The organism is Rhodobacter sp., assembly GCA_020637515.1.
Taxonomy (GTDB): Bacteria; Pseudomonadota; Alphaproteobacteria; order Rhodobacterales; family Rhodobacteraceae; genus Pararhodobacter.
This window is the reverse complement of record JACKKG010000001.1, coordinates 1,290,228-1,308,004: the sequence shown is the minus strand read 5'-3', so window position 1 is coordinate 1,308,004 and position 17,777 is coordinate 1,290,228. Positions and strand designations below refer to the sequence as shown.

The 17,777-nt window shown below is 69.2% G+C and carries 14 protein-coding genes and 1 riboswitch; of the genes, 4 read left to right on the top strand and 10 right to left on the bottom strand.

Going from position 1 to position 17,777, the window contains the following annotated elements:
• Positions 1-45 precede the first annotated feature (45 nt).
• Positions 46-753 carry a purine-nucleoside phosphorylase gene (gene deoD / locus H6900_06325; GenBank protein MCC0072891.1) on the top strand — a complete coding sequence of 236 codons (708 nt, stop codon included), beginning with the start codon at positions 46-48 and terminating at the stop codon, positions 751-753.
• Positions 754-864: 111 nt separating this feature from the next.
• Here the strand turns inward: deoD and H6900_06320 are convergent, their stop codons facing one another.
• From H6900_06320 to metZ, 5 genes are all read right to left on the bottom strand, one after another.
• On the bottom strand, positions 865-1,449 hold the full coding sequence (locus tag H6900_06320) for a DUF1203 domain-containing protein (protein MCC0072890.1): 585 nt from the start codon (positions 1,447-1,449) through the stop codon (positions 865-867).
• A gap of 72 nt (positions 1,450-1,521) precedes the next feature.
• A complete protein-coding gene (locus H6900_06315; protein ID MCC0072889.1) occupies positions 1,522-2,970 on the bottom strand; it encodes a TrkH family potassium uptake protein in 1,449 nt (482 codons plus the stop codon).
• A gap of 32 nt (positions 2,971-3,002) precedes the next feature.
• Entirely contained in the window at positions 3,003-3,962 is a 960-nt protein-coding gene (locus H6900_06310; protein MCC0072888.1) for a hexose kinase, read from the bottom strand.
• 7 nt (positions 3,963-3,969) lie between these two features.
• Positions 3,970-5,076 carry a GTP cyclohydrolase I FolE2 gene (locus H6900_06305; GenBank protein MCC0072887.1) on the bottom strand — a complete coding sequence of 369 codons (1,107 nt, stop codon included), beginning with the start codon at positions 5,074-5,076 and terminating at the stop codon, positions 3,970-3,972.
• Positions 5,077-5,181: 105 nt separating this feature from the next.
• Entirely contained in the window at positions 5,182-6,375 is a 1,194-nt protein-coding gene (metZ, locus tag H6900_06300; GenBank protein MCC0072886.1) for an O-succinylhomoserine sulfhydrylase, read from the bottom strand.
• Positions 6,376-6,441: 66 nt separating this feature from the next.
• Positions 6,442-6,518, bottom strand: a riboswitch (SAM riboswitch).
• Positions 6,519-6,696: 178 nt separating this feature from the next.
• Here metZ and H6900_06295 point away from each other — a divergent pair.
• Entirely contained in the window at positions 6,697-7,131 is a 435-nt protein-coding gene (locus H6900_06295; protein MCC0072885.1) for a hypothetical protein, read from the top strand.
• A gap of 214 nt (positions 7,132-7,345) precedes the next feature.
• Positions 7,346-8,266, top strand: coding sequence for an alpha/beta hydrolase (locus H6900_06290; GenBank protein ID MCC0072884.1), 921 nt, complete (start codon positions 7,346-7,348; stop codon positions 8,264-8,266).
• Here H6900_06290 and H6900_06285 read toward each other — a convergent pair whose 3' ends face one another.
• The 4 genes from H6900_06285 to pobA form a co-directional block, all read right to left on the bottom strand.
• Complete coding sequence (locus tag H6900_06285; GenBank protein ID MCC0072883.1) at positions 8,267-11,560, bottom strand: DNA translocase FtsK 4TM domain-containing protein; 3,294 nt, start codon at positions 11,558-11,560, stop codon at positions 8,267-8,269.
• A gap of 7 nt (positions 11,561-11,567) precedes the next feature.
• The gene (locus H6900_06280; protein ID MCC0072882.1) at positions 11,568-12,746 is read right to left on the bottom strand and encodes an aminotransferase class I/II-fold pyridoxal phosphate-dependent enzyme; all 1,179 of its coding nucleotides are present in this window, start codon (positions 12,744-12,746) and stop codon (positions 11,568-11,570) included.
• A 162-nt stretch (positions 12,747-12,908) separates the two neighbouring features.
• Positions 12,909-13,622, bottom strand: a complete 714-nt coding sequence (locus H6900_06275) for an alpha/beta fold hydrolase (protein ID MCC0072881.1) — start codon at positions 13,620-13,622, stop codon at positions 12,909-12,911.
• A 64-nt stretch (positions 13,623-13,686) separates the two neighbouring features.
• The gene (pobA, locus tag H6900_06270; protein MCC0072880.1) at positions 13,687-14,856 is read right to left on the bottom strand and encodes a 4-hydroxybenzoate 3-monooxygenase; all 1,170 of its coding nucleotides are present in this window, start codon (positions 14,854-14,856) and stop codon (positions 13,687-13,689) included.
• Positions 14,857-15,040: 184 nt separating this feature from the next.
• Here pobA and H6900_06265 point away from each other — a divergent pair, with 184 nt between their 5' ends.
• Positions 15,041-16,063, top strand: a complete 1,023-nt coding sequence (locus H6900_06265) for a zinc-binding dehydrogenase (protein MCC0072879.1) — start codon at positions 15,041-15,043, stop codon at positions 16,061-16,063.
• Here the strand turns inward: H6900_06265 and H6900_06260 are convergent.
• Positions 16,047-17,708: a thiamine pyrophosphate-binding protein gene (locus H6900_06260; protein MCC0072878.1), complete on the bottom strand. Its 1,662-nt coding sequence runs from the start codon at positions 17,706-17,708 to the stop codon at positions 16,047-16,049. The genes H6900_06265 and H6900_06260 overlap by 17 nt on opposite strands.
• Positions 17,709-17,777 lie beyond the last annotated feature (69 nt).

Below are 17,777 nucleotides of genomic sequence, written 5' to 3'. Positions count from 1 at the left end.
GGTCAAACTGCTAGCCTCGGGAACCTTGCGAACAGGAGGCTTTGCATGACCGTCCATATCGGCGCGAAACCCGGCGACATCGCCCCCACCGTGCTTTTGCCCGGCGATCCCTATCGCGCCCGCTGGGCGGCCGAGACCTTTCTCGACCAGCCGCGCCTGGTGAACGAGGTGCGCGGCATGCTGGGCTATACCGGCACATGGCGGGGCCAAGCGGTGACAATCCATGGCTCGGGCATGGGAATGCCGTCCTTTTCGATCTACGCCAACGAACTGATCCGCGACTTTGGGGCACAGACCCTGATCCGGGTCGGATCGGCCGGCGGGATGCAACCGCAGGTCCGGATCCGCGACGTGGTGCTGGCTATGAGCTGCAGCGCGCTCTCGACCCCGTCGAAAGGGATCTTCCGCGACCTCGGGTTCGCCCCCTGCGCCGATTTCGGCCTGCTCAGCGCCGCGCATCGGGCAGCGACGGACAAGGGCGTCACGGTGCATGTGGGCAATGTCTACTCGTCCGACGTGTTCTACGACGAACGCCCCGACCTGAACGAGATCATGACGCGGCACGGCGTCCTCGCGGTCGAGATGGAGGCGGCGGAACTCTACAACCTCTGTGCCCGCCATGGCCGGCGCGGGCTTGCGGTGTTGACGGTCTCGGACCACCTGCAAACGGGCGAATCGCTGCCCTCGGCGGATCGCGAACGCTCGTTCGGCGACATGATCGAGATCGCGCTGGCCGCGGCTTTCGCGGGTTGACGAGGCGGCGGGGGCTGCCGCCCCCGCACCCCCGCTTCAAGGGGGGCACGCCCCCCTTGAAAATCCCCGTGCGTATTTCGGACAAGATGATTGGGGGCCTTGAGCCAGGAATTACCCGATCTTTGTGCCCGAAATATCCCGGGGGGTGTGGGGGGCAGCGCCCCCCACCGGGTCGCCCGAGGGCTGGAGGCTGGAAGCCTCCCGGCCGAGGGCGAAACCCTCCGCCGGGTGGTCGCGCTGGACGCGAACGTGAAAGCAGTTGTTCGTAGCCGAGCGGACATGCACGAAAGCGATCGCGTCGCACGCAAGAAGATTGGCGCAGGCCGCGACGATCCTGTCGGTCGGCGTGACCGCGCCGGTCCCGTAGACGATACGCTCGTCGAGCGAATAGCCGCGCACGATATACGCGGCCGCCGTCAGAAACGGCGGCAGTTCGGTGGTGGGCGCGGCGCCCGGGGTATCCTCGGCCGCCAGGAAGATCGGCCCGGTTTCGGCATAGGGATTCAGCCCGGCAAAAGGGCGGTGGGCAACGATCAGGTAGGGCGTGCCGGCCGGCAGCAGGCGCAGGCTGTGGCGGCAGGGTATGGCGCCGCCATCCGCCACGCGGCGTTCGGGGCGCAGGCCATAGGCATCGGGACCGCCAGAGCGGTAATGGGCGGCGGTGGCATCGGGCAGGGGCAGGAAGATCGGACGCATGGGACCCTCGGCGTTGGTGAGGGCCTCAGTCTGCCCGCGAGCCTCCGCGCCCGCGACCCGAAGCTTGCGCAATCACCCCCGCCAGAAGCGCGGCAGCACCAGCACCAGCACGGCGACCATCTCCAGCCGCCCCATCAGCATGGCCAGGATCATCAGCCATTTCGACAGCTCTGGAAAGGCATCGAGGGCGCCGGTCTCGCCCACCTCGGCGCCCCAGGCCGGGCCAACGTTGCAGATCGCCGTCCAGGCGCCGGTAAAGGCCGACCGCATGTCCAGCCCGGTCAGCGACATCAGGACCGTGAGCACGCCGAAGCCCACGACAAAGGCCGTGAACATGACCACCACCGAAACCACCACCTCGTCGTCCAGCCGACGGCCGTCCAGATGCAGCGGGATCACCCGGTTGGGATAGACCAGTTGCCGGATCTGCGCCTTGATCGCCTCGAACAGCACCAGGTAGCGGAACACCTTGATCGAGCACCCCGTCGAGGCGGTGCAGGCGCCGATGAAGCCGGTCACGATCAGCACCAGGATCGGGAAATCGCCCCAGGCCTCGACGTCGGCGGAACCGTATCCCGTGCCCGAGAACATCGACACCACGTTGAAGGCCGTGTCGCGCACGATCTCCTCGACATCGCCGGTTTCGTGCAGCAGCCGGTACCCCACCACCGCACCGACCGCGTAAAGCGTCCAGCGGAAATAGGCGCGAATCTGGATGTCGCGGAACAGCGGCTGCCAGGCGCCGTTGATGAATTGCAGGTAGCGGATGAACGGCAGCCCGGCCAGCCACATGAAGATCACGCCCACCCAATGGGCCCCGGGGCCATAGGCCCCGAACGACGCATCGCGAGTCGAGAACCCGCCGGTCGAAAGCGTCGTCAGCGCGTGGTTGATCGCATCGAAGGCGTTCATCCCCGACACCAGGAACGCCGCCGCGCACAGGATCGTCAGCCCGGCATAGATCTGCAACAGCATCCACGAGATGTCGGCCGCGCGCGGCAGCACCTTGCCCATCGTGTCGAACCCTTCCGAGCGGAAGTGCTGCATCCCGCCGACCTTCATCACCGGCAGGAAGATCAGTGCGACCAGCACGATCCCCAGACCGCCCAGCCATTGCAGGGTCGAACGCCACAGCAGGACCCCCGGGGGCATCGAGTCCAGCCCGGAAAACACCGTCGCGCCGGTGGTGGTGATGCCCGACATGGCCTCGAACATCGCATCGACGAAGCTGAGGTGGTCCAGCGCCAGAAGAAAGGGAATGCCGCCGAACAGCGGCATCACCATCCACGACACGGTGGTCAAAAGAAAGCTCTGGCGGATCGTCAGCCCGGTGCCGCGCGCGTTGGCGGTCGCCAGCACCAGCAGCCCGCCCGCAACCACCGTCAGGATCGACGAAACCAGGAACACCCGCCAATCCTGCGAGTCGGTCCACAAGTCCACGCACAGTGGCACAAGCATGATCGTGCCCAGCGCCACGAGCAGCCAGCCAATGATATTCGCGACAGGTCGGACGTCGATCATGGCCAAACCCTTGGCCGCAGCACCCGACGGTGTCAAGCCACGCTCAGGGTGCAGCGCGCGGCCAGGGCGCGGGCATCCTCGCCGCGGCACAGTTCGGTGCCGGGGGTCATCACCGCCGCCGCCGCCGCCGCAGTGCCGGCAATCATCGCAGCGCCCCAGTCGCCGCCCGCAGCCAGCGTCAGGGAAAAGCCGGCGGTGAAGCTGTCGCCCGCACCGATGCGCGATTCGACGGACACGCGGGGCGGGGCGGCGTGCAGGCGGTCGATGGCGGTGGCCAGGACCGACCCCTCGGCCCCGCGCGCCAGCACGACGCAATCCGCCACCCCGCGCGCCACCAGCACCTGCGCGAAATCCAGACTTTCGCGCACCCCGGGCAAGGGGTGGCCGGCGGCGGATTCGGATTCGGCCTGATCGAGGCGCAGCACATGCGGTCGCGCGCCGGGCTGCGGCGCTTCGATCAGCCGCGCCAGCGCCGGGCCCGAGGTATCGACGACCAGCCGCGCCCCTGGCCCGAGCCGGCGCGCCGCATCCTGCGGAAACGCGGGCGACAGGCCCGGCGGCTGGCTGCCGCTCAAAATGACGATGGCGCCGGGGTCCAGCGATCGGACCTCGGCCACGAGGCGGTCCAGCATCGACGCGGCCAGAACCTCGGTCCAGACAGGGCCCGGAAATTGCAGGCGATACTGCTGACCGTCCGCGCGGTCCAGCACGGCGAGGTTCTGGCGCGTTTCGCCGGGCACGGGAACCGCGACCAGTTCGACGCCGCTGTCGGCCAGCAAATCCGCGATGCGTTGCCCGGCCGCCCCGCCCAGCGCCGCGATGGCGCGGGCCCGGCCACCCAGCTTGACCGCCGCGCGGGCCACGTTGATACCCCCGCCGCCCGGTTCGGCCACCGGATCGTCCAGCCGCAGCTTTGGTCCGGCCTGCATCCGCGCGACCGAGGCCCCGATATCCAGCGCGGGATTCAAGGTCACGGTCAGCAGCGCGGTCATGCCCGGGTCAGCCGACGTGAATCAGCGTCGCGAACAGGCGCGGGTCCAGACTGTCGGCGGCAAAGGTCGGCCCCTGGGTCAGCACGCTCACCGCGTCATGGCTGTGCAGGCTTTCCTGATGGCTGGCGACAATGCGGAAATCGCCCACGCGCGGGTCATCTTGCAGCACCTGGCAGAACAGCCGCGCCGCGTCTTCGACAAAGATCGGGTTGGCGGCGTTGAGTTCGGCAAAGGCCTGCTCGTCCTCGCGCTTGACCATGACCTGGGTTTCGGTCGGCACGGCGGCGCGGCACATGTCGATCAGGTCCTCGAACCACAGAACCGCGCCCGGCAGGGCCTCGACCGACAGACGCGCGACCGACCGCTGCGAATGCGGTGTCGCCAGTTGCCCGCGCCCGGCGCGCGCGTGTTCGCTGAGCTCGAGCGAACAGGGGCAGGTCGAGGAATAGACGAAATCGAGGTGAATGAACTGGCGGCGCACGCCGTCGTGTTCGACCAGCTCGATGGCGATATCGTAATACTGCCAGCCGCTCAGCCCCGAGCGCAGGCTGTCCACCTGCAACGGGAACTGGAACCGCATCTGGATGCGGGCATCGAAACTGCCGAGATCGGCCTTGTAATCGTCAAGCGCGGCCTCGACCACCGCCGTGCTGAACCGCTTTTCAGCGTGGCGGTAGAAGCTGCGCATGATGCGCGACATGTTGATGCCCTTCTTGTCGGCATCCAGGCTGACGGTGCCGGTGACCGAGGCGTGCAGTGTCACCTCACCCGGATCGTCGGCGCGGGTGCGAAACCGGACCGGCAGGCGGAAATTCGAGATCCCGACGTGCTGGATCGGCGCGTGCGCGCCCCGGATCAGACTGGAGGGCCCGTTCTGAAGGTCGGGCATGGACCGCTTGTAGGCCGCGTCCGGCACGAAATCGGCGGGATAGTCGCGCTTGAGCACGGGATAGGCGGGATCGGGCACGCCGGGAAGCAGCCGGGCCACGGCGGGATCCAACGCGGCGATCTCGGCCTCGCTGGCGCGCGCGGCCCAGGCGCGCAGCGTGTCCAGCGCCGCCTCGGCCTGGGTGCGATCGGGGTCCTGGCCCGTGACGGTCCGTTGCATGTTCATCGCTTCGCCCTCCGGTTGGCGCGCAGGCCTGTAAGGTAAGCCCTTATCGCGCGCATTCAACGGTTCTACGACATCGCGCGGCGATCGGATCACTTGGGCGCGACCTCAGATCGCATTCAGCGCCCCCGTCAGATCCGCCAGCAGGTCGTCGGCGTCCTCCAGCCCGACCGACAGGCGAATCAGGCCCGGGGTGATACCCAGCAGCGCCTTCTGGTCGGCGGGCAGGCGCTGGTGCGTCGTCGTCGCCGGATGCGTCGCGATCGAACGCGCGTCGCCCAGGTTGTTCGAGATCAGCACCACCTTGAGCGCGTTCATGAAACGAAAGGCCGCGGCCTTGCCACCGGCCAGATCAAAGGTCACGACGGTGCCGGGCCCGGCCATGACCCGGCGCGCCAGATCGTGCTGCGGGTGGCTGGGCAGGCCCGGGAACAGAACCCGCGCGACGGCGGGATGCCCCTCGAGCGCCCCGGCCAGGCGCTGGGCGGTCGCAGCCTGCGCCCGGACGCGCAGGTCCAGCGTGGTCAACCCGTTCAGCAGCACCCAGGCGTTGAACGGACTCATCGCCCCGCCGGTGTGTTTCATGTAGGCCTCGATCGGGCCGCGCACCACGTCGCGCTTGCCGCAGATCACGCCGCCCAGGCAGCGGCCCTGCCCGTCGATATGCTTGGTTGCGGAATAGACGACGATGTCGGCGCCTTGCGCCACCGCCTGCGAAAAGACCGGCGTGGCAAAGGCGTTGTCCACGATCACCACCGCACCGGCGGCATGGGCCAGTTCGCAGACGGCCTGAAGGTCAATCACCTCGAGCGTGGGGTTCGACACGCTTTCCAGGAACACCAGCTTGGCGCCATCCGCCAGGGCCGCGCGCCACTGGGCCAGATCGGTGCCATCGACAAAGACGACCTCGACCCCGAATCGGGCCAGCACATCCTCGAGCACATAGAGGCACGAGCCGAACAGCGCCCGGCTGGCGACGATACGGTCGCCGGCCCGGCACAGCGCCGTCAACGCGCCCGAAACGGCCGCCATCCCCGAGGCCGTGGCAAAGGCGGCCTCGGTCCCCTCGATGGCGGCGATGCGGTCTTCAAAGGCGGCGACGGTCGGATTGCCGTAGCGGGCATAGATGAATTCGTCGGGCCCCGATTTCAGGAACCGCGCCTCGGCGCTTTCCGCGTCAGGATAGGCAAAGCCCTGGGTCAAATAGATGGCCTCGGCCATCTCGCCATACTGGCTGCGCCGCGCGCCACCATGCACGGCGATCGTGCGACCCTTCCAAAGGTTCCCGGGATACTCGGCCATGTGTTTGCCCCTTCACTGCGCGGCACGCGACCGCGGATCCGAAACCGGCAGGGGCGGCCCGCCATTGGGGGACGGGACACAGCCTCTTTAGCGGTTTCTTTTCCGTGGGCCGCAAGCCGGCACAAACCCCCACGCTGGCCCGGGCTTATGCCAAACGCGATCCGAGGTCAACGCCAGCAGGGCCCCGGGGCGTCCGCACAACCTGAGCGTGCCGACGAAAGGTCCCCGAATGGTCCCTGAATCGTCCAGACCCTGCCCCTGAATCGCCCCGATTCGACCCGAGAACATCTGCATCGCAATGTCAGGCAGGATGCCGAACCCATGAAACCGATCCTAATCTGTGTGCGTGACGAGTTCGGGGGTGTTCCCCTCAATGCCTTTGCTCTGGCGGCCTCGGTCTTTGGTGCCAGTCTGTTCGGAGCGGGCCGTTTTGTTGAACAGGCGCGGGCGCAGACCGCGTTGCAGACGGAAATCTCGCTGACCTTGCCGTTGAGCGAATTGCGCATGACCGCCGCGGCCCGGGCCGAGGTGGAGGCCGCCTTGCATGGCATGACCAATGACGCCCTGCGCGTCACCTATGCCCGCATTCACGCGACCTTCCGCCAGTATATCGGCCAGGACGACCTGTCCGTGGCGCGCGCCCTGGTCGATTACGCGCTGCTGGCCGAGGCCGAGCTGGGCCTGCGAAACCTGCGCCGCCCCGCCGGCACCGAAAGCGCGGGCGAAATGCTGACGACCTATCAACTGGTGCTCTGACCCCACGGTCCCGGGGTCAGGGACGGACAGAACGCCGCGCGCCGGGAAACCGCCGCGCGGCTTTCACATTTTCGACACCGACTCGGCTCAGGCTGAGCGCAGGGGACGGTTCGACCGACCCACCACCACCGAACGCCCCGGTCACCGGGATGAAACCCGCCATACCGGACAACAAGGACCCGACCCGTGCCCTGACCAACCGCGAGACGCCACCATGACGCTGATCCCCATCACCGCAACGCGCACCGGCCTGTGCCTGGGCACAGGCACCGGGGTCACGCCCGAGGGGGCGCTCGCCCGTGCCATGGCAGATCTGCCGCCCGGCGCGCCGGTGGTCATCATGGTGCACGGACGCGGCTATCGGCCCGGTCAGCCCCAGGTCTGCCCCCATTCCCTGATCTTCGCCCCGCGCGGCGGCCATGGCGCCAGCCGCTTCGTGTCCTGGCCGCGCCGGCTGGGCTTTGCCCTGCCCGGCCCGCGCCGGCCGCTGGGCCTGTGCCTGGGGCTGGGCTGGGATTCGGCGGGCAGCGTCTGGCGCGCGACCCGCGCCGCCGACCGCACCGCGCCGATGCTGGCGCGCCTGGTGCAGGCGATTCGCCGCATCGATCCGGGGCGTCGGGTGGACCTGATCGGCCATTCGCTGGGCGCGCGGGTGATCCTGGGCGCGGTGCCGCTGCTGGCGGCGGGGATGCTGGGTCGGGTGATCCTGCTGGCGGGCGCCGATTTCACCGGCCGCGCGGCGGCCGCGCTGACCAGTCCGGCCGGGCGCGCGGCCGAGTTCGTGAACATCACCACGCGCGAGAACGATCTCTACGACTTTCTGTTCGAACGCGCGCTGGCGCCCTTTGCGCCCCGCGCGGCCCTGGGGCGTGGGCTGCCGGGCGCGGCGAACTGGCTGGACATCCAGATCGACCACCCGGCCACCGCCGCCGCGCTGAAATCGCTGGGCCTGCCGCTGGCGCGGCCCCGGGCGCGGGTCTGCCACTGGTCCGTCTACCTCAGGCCCGGGACGTTCCGGCTGTATCGCGCGCTGATCCACGACCGCGCGCGGCTGAGCCTGCCGGTGCTGCGCGCCGCGCTGTCGCAGCCGCCGCAGCCGCGCTGGACGCGGCTGATGGCGCTGCGGCCGGCCTGATCACTGCACCTCGGGGACCAGGATCTCGCGCTTGCCGACATGGTTCGCGGGGCTGACGACGCCCTCGTCCTCCATCTGTTCGACCAGGCGCGCGGCCTTGTTGTAGCCGATGCCCAGCTTGCGCTGGATGTAGCTGGTCGAGCATTTGCGATCCCGTGCGACGATCGCCACCGCCTGGTCATAGAGCGCGTCGTCGCCGCCGCTGCCGTCGCCCAGCCCCAGCACCGCGTCGATATCCGCCTCGCGGTCGCTTTCCGGCCCGTCCAGCACCCCTGAGACATAGTCCGGCGAGCCAAAGCTCTTCAGGTGCTGCACGACCTCCTCGACCTCGCTGTCGGACACAAAGGGCCCGTGCACGCGGGTGATCTTGGCCCCGCCCGCCATATACAGCATGTCGCCCATGCCCAGCAGTTGCTCGGCGCCCTGTTCGCCCAGGATGGTGCGGCTGTCGATCTTGGACGTGACCTGAAAGCTGATCCGCGTGGGGAAGTTCGCCTTGATCGTGCCGGTGATGACATCGACCGAGGGGCGCTGCGTCGCCATGATCAGGTGGATCCCCGAGGCCCGTGCCATCTGCGCCAGGCGCTGGATGCAGGCCTCGATCTCTTTCCCGGCGACCATCATCAGGTCGGCCATCTCGTCCACGATCACCACGATGAACGGCAGCAACTCGGGCGCGAATTCCTCGGTCTCGAACACGGGATCGCCGGTTTCGTCGTCAAAGCCGGTCTGCACGGTGCGCTTGAACATCTCGCCCTTGGCCAGGGCCTCGCGCACGCGGCCGTTGAAGCCCTCGATGTTGCGCACGCCCATCTTGGACATCTTGCGATAGCGTTCCTCCATCTCGCCGACGACCCATTTCAGGGCGACGACCGCCTTTTTCGGGTCGGTCACGACGGGCGACAGCAGATGCGGGATGCCGTCATAGACGCTGAGTTCCAGCATCTTGGGGTCGATCATGATGAGGCGGCATTCCTCGGGTGTCAGCTTGTAGAGCAGCGACAGGATCATGGTGTTGATCGCCACCGACTTGCCCGAACCCGTGGTGCCCGCGATCAGCAGGTGGGGCATCTTGGCCAGGTTCGCGACCACCGCCTCGCCGCCGATGTCCTTGCCCAGCGCCAGCGGCAGGCGCATCGTGGTATCGCCGAAATCGCGCGCCGACAGGATCTCGCGCAGGACCACGGTCTGGCGGTAGTCGTTGGGCAGTTCGATGCCGATGACCGACCGTCCGGGCACCGTGGACACGCGCGCCGACAGGGCCGACATCGAGCGCGCGATATCGTCGGCCAGACCGATCACGCGGCTGGCCTTGAGGCCCGGCGCGGGTTCCAGTTCATACATCGTCACCACCGGGCCGGGACGCACCGACAGGATCTCGCCGCGCACACCGTAGTCTTCCAGCACGCTTTCCAACATCCGGGCGTTTTCTTCCAGCGCCTCGTTCGGAACCTCGACACGCTTTTCCAGCTTGGGGTCGCGCAGCAGCGAGAGGGGCGGCAGTTCGAACGCCGGCGCCGCCGGTTCGAGGGGCAGCCGCGGCTGGGCCTCGGCCTGCGCCTGACGCGAGGGGACGGGCCGGCGCGAGGGGGTCTGAACGACGCGGCGGTTCAGCACGCCCGCACGCGGCTCGGCGGCGCGCGGGGGCGGCGGCGGGGCGTCATAGCGGTCGTCGTCCGCGTCGTCATCGTCGTCGAACCCGCCGAAATCGTCGTCATCGTCCTGATACACCGGCTCGGCGCGCGCGCGTGTCAGCACGCGCGGTTGCGGCGTGGCCGGGGCGCGGCCCGGCGCCGGGGGGGCGGCGGGCGCATCGATGCTGGCGGGCATGGCGCCCGGATAGACCGTCTGCGTCGGCTGAAACCCGAAGGCATGGCTGTAGGAATAGCTGCCGGGGTCGGCCTGCGCCGGGGCGGGCTGCGGTGCAGCGGGGGCGGGGCGATGCGCGGCGGTCAGGGGCGGCTCGACATGCGCGCCGGGCACAATCGACGGCGGCGTATTGGGGTATTCCTCAGGGTTGAAGCGCAGCACGGGTTTCGATTTCTGCCGCCCGGTCATCAGTTCGGCGATGCGCGAGCGCACGCGGTCCGGCGGCGGTGCGGCGGCGGTGCGGGCCTGCGGCGCAAGGTCGGGTTCGATCAACTCGCCATCGGGCAGCGCCCAATCCTGCGGGTCGAGATCTTGCTGACGGCGGCCCAGCGCCGCGACGCGGCCCAGCAGACCCTGCTTTTCCGCCGGGCGGGCCCAGGATTGCGGGGACTGCGGCGCGACAGGGTGCGGCGCGACGGGCGGGGATGCGGGCGCCGGCGTGCGGTGGTGCGCGGACGGCACGGGTTGGGCCGTGTCCTCGTAGGGATCGGCGTAGGGGTCGGGCTGCCAATCCCGCGGCGCGGGCGCGCGCGGGGCCGACAGCGGCGGCGCGGCGTGGTGCATCGGCGGTTCAGGCCGGTAGATGCGCGGCGCCGGGCGCGGCGCCTGGGGATGGCCATAGGCTGCGGGCGCGGGCTCGGACTCGGTCCAGTGCGGCTCGGTCCAGGGTTGATGCTGGGCCAGCGCCTGTTCGGCCGCGGCCCGGGCCTGGGCGCGGGTCTCGCGTCGATGTTGCCATTGGTCGTGGCTGCGCACCGCCAGCCCCCCGGCCCCGCGCGCGGTCATGCCCAGCAGCGACAAAAGCCCGTGATAGGACAGGATCAGCCCCGACAGCAGGAAGCCGGAAATGCGCAGCACCTCGGGGATCGAGGACCCCAGGACGTAGAGATACAGACCCACGGTCGCGGCAAAGGTGAGCAAGGTCAACAGGTTGGCGACAAAGCTGGACATGCCCAGCGCGGTCAGAACCGCCGCCAGAACCGTGTCGCCGAACATGCCGCCCAAGCCGAAATCCAGCACCCAGTTGTTGCCCGGCACCAGCGAGGCCAGCCAGACCGACCCCATCGCCACCGCGACGGGCACGAACAGGCTGCGGCCCAGGATGTTCTGTTCGCCCTGGTGGATGACCAGCCGCAGGCCCCAGATGCACAGCGCCAGCACCAGCCCCCACGCCCCGCGGCCGGTGATCGTGTAGAGCGGCCCGGCCAGTGCGGCGCCCAGCCGGCCCAGCGCGTTGTGGACCGGAGCGTCGGTCGCGGCCATCCACGAGGGGTCCTCGGGCGAATACGAGCCCAGGATCAACGCCAGAACCAATCCCGCGCCGATCAGGCCCAGACCGATCAGTTCCTTGCCGCGCTGCGAGAGGATCTCTTGCAAGCGAGAGTCGATCAGCGGTTCGCGTTGGGGGCTGGGATAGCTGGCCATCGGGTCCTCACGCATAAAGGCAGTTGCGCAACAGCGTCAGTCCGCGCAGGGTTTCCTCTTCCGAGGCAACCAGGGCCACGCGGACATACCCCGCTCCGGGGTTCTCGCCGTTCACGTCTCGTGACAGGTAAGCGCCCGGCAGCACGCGCACGCCGGTTTCGCGCCAGAGTTTCAGGGCCGCCCCCTCGCCATCGGCGACCGGCAGCCACAGGAAGAACCCCGCTTCCGGGGGCATGTAGGCATTCAGCCCGCCAAAGACCTGATCGGCGATCGCGTATTTGCGCTGATACAGCGCGCGGCTATGGGCGACGTGGTCCTCGTCGTTCCAGGCGGCGGTGGCGACGGCTTGCAACGGATCGGGCAAGGGCGCCCCGGCATAGGCCCTGAGCTGGCGGATCGCCTTGATCGACGCGGGGCCGCCGGCGACAAAGCCGGACCGCAGGCCGGGCAGGTTCGAACGTTTCGACAGCGAATGGAACGACAGCACCCGCTCGGGATCGGCGCCGACCTGCTGCGCCACCTCGAGAATGCCGGGGGGCGGTGCGTCGCGGTAGATCTCGGCGTAGCATTCATCGGCGAAGATGCGAAAATCGTGCTTTTCCGCCAGCGCCAGCAGTTCGGCCCAATAGTCGCGGCTGGCGACCGCGCCCTGGGGGTTCGCGGGCGAACACAGATAGGCGATGGTTACCCGGTCCAGCAGCGCGGGCGGCAGGCTGGCGTAATCCGGCAGGTGCCCGGTCGCGGCGGTGGCGGGAACATAGACGGGCTCGGCCCCGACCGTCAGCGCGGCGATGGCATAGACCTGATAGAACGGGTTCGGTGTCAGGATCACCGGGGTCGCGCCGTTCTTGCGCTCGGCCGACAGGGCGACGGCGGCGTTGAACAGCCCCTCGCGCGTGCCATTGAGCGCCATGAGGCGGTCGGGCGTCACAAGGGTGCCATAGCGGCGCTGCAACCAGCGGGAAATGGAGTCGAGCAGCGCGGGCGTGCCGTCGTTCGCCGGATAGCGGCCAAACCCCGCCAAGGCGTCGTTCAGCACCTCGGCCACGAAGGGCGGCATCGCGTGGCGCGGCTCGCCGATGGTCATGGCGATCGGCTCGCCTCCCGCCGGGTGGGGATCGAGCAAAGCGCGCAGGCGCGGGAATGCGTATTCCGGCAGGTTCGAGAACCGCTCAGGAAATGCCATGACTGCCTCATCCATCGGGGTCGTAACGCCCCGTTTCGTGCGACGATAGCCTGTGGATCGGCGCAGGTCCAGAAAAACGAAAGCATTCCCGCCGGTTGTCACGGCCGCCTGTGGCTTTTGCGCCGCGATCCGGGCGGCGCAAAGGCGCCCCAGCCGCGCCCCTCAGGCCGCCGCGAACCCCAGCAGGATCTCCGCCAGATCCTGCGCGCGGGTCAGTTGGGGCACGTGGCCGCAGTCCATCGTCACCGTGGCCTCGCACGGGGTCGCCGCCACCATCTGCCGTTGCAGCGCGGGCACCACCACCAGATCTTGTGAGCAAAAGACGTAGGCGCGCGGCACGCGGGCAAAGCCGGGCGCGATCTGGACCGGGTCCATCTGGGCCTTGTTCGACTGCGGGCTCATGGCCGCCATCGCCGCCGCCGCCAGCTTGGGCGTGGCCTCGGGGAACAGTGCGGCGGCGGCCGAAGGGTCCAGCACCGTCGTCCCCGGCACCGGCCCCGGGCGCACGGCGGCCTGCACGCCCGGCGCGTCCTGCTGCCGGATCAGCCCCAGCAGGCTTTCGCCATCGCGTGGCAACAGGGCGGTGACGAACACGGCCTTGGTCACATGCCCGGGCTGTCGGCCGGCGACCTGCGCGACCACCATGCCGCCCATCGAATGCCCGACCAGCATCGCCGGCGGGCCGTCCAGCAGGCGGGCCTCGACGTAATCGGCATAGGTGCTCTGACCGATCGCGCCCGATGCCGCGCCGTTGGCGCCGTGGCCGGGCAGGTCCAGGGCCTCGACCGTGTGGCCGGCGGCTTTCAGCACGGGGGCGACGGACACCCAGTTCAGCGCATTGCCCCATGCGCCGTGGATCAGGATGATGCGTGCCATGTGCCCCTCCGCTTGCCTCGCGGGGTCATCCTGCCCCGGGGCGCGCGGACTGGCAACGGCCCAGTCAATACGGCAACCCGACGTAATTGCGCGCCATCGTCTCTTGCGCGCTGACCATCCATTCCAGCTGGTGCAGCTCGGCCTCCTGGATCTTCTGGTCGAAATCGGTCTGGTCGGGGAAGCGATGCATCAGCGTGGTCATCCACCAACTGAAGCGCATCGCGGCCCAGACCCGGGTCAGGGCGCGCGGACCGTATTGGCCCAGCGCCGCCGGGTCGCGGTCCAGCACCGCCGCGCGCAGGGCCTCATAGAGGTAATGCACGTCAGACGCGGCCAGATTGAGCCCCTTGGCGCCCGTCGGCGGCACGATATGCGCCGCGTCCCCCACCAGGAACAGCCGGCCATATTGCATCGGCTCGCTGACAAAGGACCGCAGCGGCGCGATGGATTTCTCGATCGCGGGGCCGGTTTCCATCGACTCGGCGACCTGGGCCGGCAGGCGGCGGCGCAACTCGTCCCAAAACGCCTGGTCCGACCAATGCGCGACCTCGTCGGTCAAGGGCACCTGGATGTAATACCGGCTGAGACGGGCGCTGCGCATCGAAGCCAGCGCAAAGCCGCGCGGGTGATTGGCATAGATCAATTCCTCGGCCGCGGGGGCGGTGCGCGACAGCACCCCCAGCCAGCCAAAGGGATAGACCCGTTCGAAATCCTTGCGCAGGCCGTCGGGGATGGTTGGGCGGCTGACCCCGTGGAACCCGTCGCAACCGGCGATATAGTCGCAATCCAGCCGGTGGCTGCGGCCGTCCGTGTCATAGGTCACGAAGGGTTGCGTGCCGGTGACGTCGTGCAGTTGCACGTTCGCCGCCTGATGAACGATCCGCGCACCCAGCGCATCCTGCGCCTGATACAGGTCCTGCGTAACCTCGGTCTGGCCGTAGACCAGGACGCTTTGCCCGCAGCGTTCCTTGAAGTTGATGCGGAACATGCCGTGCGCGGTGGACAGGTTCGTGCCGTCGTGCACATGCCCCTCGCGGTCCATGCGCGCGCCGACGCCGGCCTTGCGCAACAGGTTGACGCAACCCTGTTCCAGCACGCCGGCGCGGATGCGCGCCAGGACGTAGTCGCGGCTCTGGCGTTCCAGCACAACGGTGTCGATGCCTGCCCGCATGAGCAATTGCGACAGCAGCAGGCCCGAGGGCCCGCCGCCGATGATGGCGACCTGCGTGCGCATGGGTGTGATCCCCTCCCGGTATCGCGTGGCGGGGCTTATGATAGATGCGCGATGCATATTTTACAGGGACGGGCCGAGCGGACACTTGGACGATTCGAACGCGCGCCTGACGTCGCGCCATCGTCGGGCCGGCACCCTTGCCGCAAATCCCCGCGCGGATAGACTGTCCCAAACGGAGGATCCCATGACTCACCCCACCACCACCCTGGCCCTGGCGCTGCGCGAAGGCGGCTTTGCCAAGGCTCCCACCCCGCAGGTGCCGCACGCCATGGCGCCCCATCTCGAACTGCGCGAGGTGATGCTGCCGCCGCTTGGCCCCGGGCAGGTGCTGATCGCGGTGACCCTCAGCCCGGTGAACCCGTCGGACCTGTTCTTCGTTCAGGGGGGCTATGGCCAGCCCCGGGTGCAGGGTCAGGCGGCCGGGTTCGAGGGCGTCGGCCGGGTCATCGCCAGCAACGGGGCCGAAAGGCTGGTGGGGCGGCGGGTCTCGTTCCTGGGCACCGGGACGGGGGCCTGGGCGAAACATGCGGTGGCGGATGCGGCGCTGTGCATCCCGCTGGACGACGCTGTGGCGGATGTGGACGGCGCGGCGCTGATCGTGAACCCGCTGACCGCCGTCGCCCTGGTCGAGCGCGCGCGCCAGGGCGGCAACGCCTTTGTGCTGAACGCCGCCGGGTCGCAACTGGGGCGGCTGATGCTGGGGCTTGCCCGCGACGAGGGGCTGAGCCCCATCGCCGTGATCCGTCGCCCCGACGACGCCGAGGCCCTGCGCGCCCTGGGCGCGGCCGAGGTTCTGGTCACCTCGGCCCCGGATTTCCATGCGCAGGCGGGGGCGGCCATCAAGGCGCTGAAACCGCGCGTCCTGCTGGACGCGGTGGGCGACCAGGCAACGGCGGACCTGTTCTTCGCCATGCCCGCGGGCGCGGCCTGGGTCAGCTATGGCAAGATGAGCGACGACGCCCCCAGCCTGAACCAGATGGGCCAGTTCATCTTCATGGCCAAGACCATCGAAGGCTTCTGGCTGAGCCGCTGGCTGCCCGCCGCCCCCGCCGACCGGCAGGCGGCGGTGGTCCGGCAGGTGCAGACGCGCTTTGCCAGCGGTCAATGGGCGACGCGGGTCGCGGCAGAGTTGAGCCTCGATCAGGCGATCGACGGCATCCTGCCTGCCTATGCGACCAGCAGCGGCAAGGTCATGATCCGGCCTTGAGCCCCTGCGCGCGGGCGGCGTGCAACTCTTGCCCCGGTGCCAGGGCCTCGGGGTCCAGTATCAGTTCGATCACCGCGACCGTGCCGGCGTCGAGCGCGCGGGCAAAGGCGTCGGGGAAATCCTGCGTCCGGGTCACCGTTTCGCCGTGGCCGCCATAGGCGCGCGCCAGCGCCGCGTAATCGGGGTTGAACAGATCGGTGCCCGAGACACGCGCCGGATAGGTCCGCTCCTGATGCATCCGGATCGTGCCGTAGCGGCCGTTGTTGGCGACGATGACGACCGGATGCGCGCCATACTGGCGGGCGGTGGACAGTTCGTTCAGGGTCATCTGGAAATCGCCGTCGCCGGCAAAGCACAGCACAACCTTGTCCGGGCATTCCAGTGACGCGGCGACCGCGGCCGGAAAGCCGTAGCCCATGCTGCCCGAGGTCGGCGCCAGTTGCCCGGGCCAGGCGCGCGGGCGGAAATAGCGGTGCATCCAGGCCGCGTAATTCCCCGCGCCGTTGGTGGCGATGGCGTCGTCGGGCACATGGTCCGACAGCCAGCGCATGATCGATTCCAGCTTGACCGCGCCGGGGGTTTCCCGCGGCGTGACAAAGGCCTCGTAGTCCGCGCGGGCGCTGGCGGTCCAGGCGCTCCAGTCCGGCAGGCCCTGCGGCACGCTGGCGCCCAGCGCGGCGACCATCGCCGGCGCCTGCGACACTACCGCCAGATCGGGGCGCCAGACATGGCCCAGTTCGTCGGGGTCGGCGTGGACGTGCAGCACCGTCCTGCCGGGCGCGGCCGGGTCCATCAAGGTGTAGCCGTTGGTCGCCGTGTCGCCCATCCGGGCGCCCAGGATCAGCACCAGGTCGGCCTCTTGCAAGCGGCGCCCCAGTTTGGGGTTCATGCCGACCCCCAGGTCGCCCACATAGTGTGGATGGCGGTTGTCCATTCGGTCCTGCCGGCGAAAGGTCACGGCAACCGGCAGACCGGTGGCGCTGGCCAGATCGCCCAGATCGGCCGCCGCCTGCCGCGACCAGTGCGGGCCGCCGACCACGACCAGGGGCTTGCGCGCGCCCATGAGCGCATCCCAGATCGCCCCGACCTGTGCCGGCGCGGGCGCGGCGACAGGCGCGCGGCGCGGCGCGATCGCGGGCACCTCGGCGCGGGCCGACAGCATGTTTTCGGGCAGCGCCAGAACCACCGGCCCGGGGCGCCCCGACTGCGCCAGATGAAAGGCCCGCGACAGGTATTCGGGCAGGCGCGCGATGTCATCGACCTCGGCCGCCCATTTGGCCAGCCCGCCAAAGACGCGGCGATAGTCCACCTCCTGAAACGCCTCGCGGTCGCGGTGGGCGGTATCGATCTGACCGACGAACAGGATCATCGGCGTCGAATCCTGCCGCGCCACATGCACCCCGGCCGAGGCATTCGTCGCTCCGGGACCACGCGTGACAAAGGCGATGCCGACCTCGCCGGTCAGCTTGGCGTGGGCCTCGGCCATGATCGCGGCCCCGCCCTCGTGCCGGCAGACGATGTTCTGCACACCGCTGTCATGCAGCCCGTCCAGCGCCGCCAGAAAGCTTTCGCCCGGCACCGAAAAGACGCGCCGCACCCCTTCGGCCTTCAGGTGATCGACCAGGATTTGCCCGCCGTGCCGCATGTCTGGCTCCTTTGAAATGCCGCGCGAAGGTGGCGCAAGCGGCGCGCCGTTGCAAGCCGCCGCATGACC